The following is a 704-nucleotide window of genomic DNA, read 5'->3' as shown; positions in this document are numbered from 1 at the left end:
TCGTGACGGATGCCGGCGACTGCCTGCAGGGATCTCCTTTGGCCGCTTACACGCACGGCAGCCGGCAGCTGGACAATCTGGCCCGCTTTACCGCTGCCTACAACGCGGTGGGCTATGACGTCCGCTGCCTGGGCAACCATGACTTCAACTTCGGCCAGGACTACATGGCCTACTACGTTGACAACAACAAGGCGCCATTCGTAAACTGCAATATTCTGGACGCGGCCACCCAGGTGCCGACTCTGGGCCGCGACTATGTTATCTTGGAGCGCAGCGGCGTAAAGGTCGGGGTGTTGGGGATCACCACCCAGTACATCCCGCACTGGGAGGCAGCTGACCGGATTGCCGGCCTGGACTTCAAGTCAGCCTATGAGCAGATTGCCCGCTTTGCCAAGCTGATCAAGCCTCAGGTCGATGTTTTGGCCGTCCTGTACCATGGCGGCTTTGAAAGCGACATTGCCACGGGCGAGGCAACTGAGCCGCACAATGGGGAAAACGAAGGTTACCGGATCCTGACGGAAATTCCGGAAGTAGACGTGATGTTGACCGGCCACCAGCACCGCCGCTTGAACGTGATCAGTCCAGACGGCAAGCCATGCGTGCAGCCGGGCTACCGGGGCGAGGCAATTGCCGAAGTCGTGCTGGATCTGGAAAAGACGGCGGCCGGCTGGCGGATCGCTGATGCCAGCAGCGAACTGATCGAC

1 protein-coding gene is annotated in these 704 nt (G+C 60.4%); it reads left to right on the top strand.

Annotated features, from left to right (window positions below):
• A partial coding sequence (locus lacNas_RS04715; protein WP_201346645.1) for a metallophosphoesterase occupies positions 1 to 704 on the top strand: 704 nt, incomplete at both ends.

The organism is Lactobacillus nasalidis (assembly GCF_016587775.1).
Taxonomy (GTDB): Bacteria; Bacillota; Bacilli; order Lactobacillales; family Lactobacillaceae; genus Lactobacillus; species Lactobacillus nasalidis.
The sequence above is the reverse complement of the archived record's forward strand: the minus strand, read 5'-3'. Positions and strand labels throughout refer to the sequence as shown.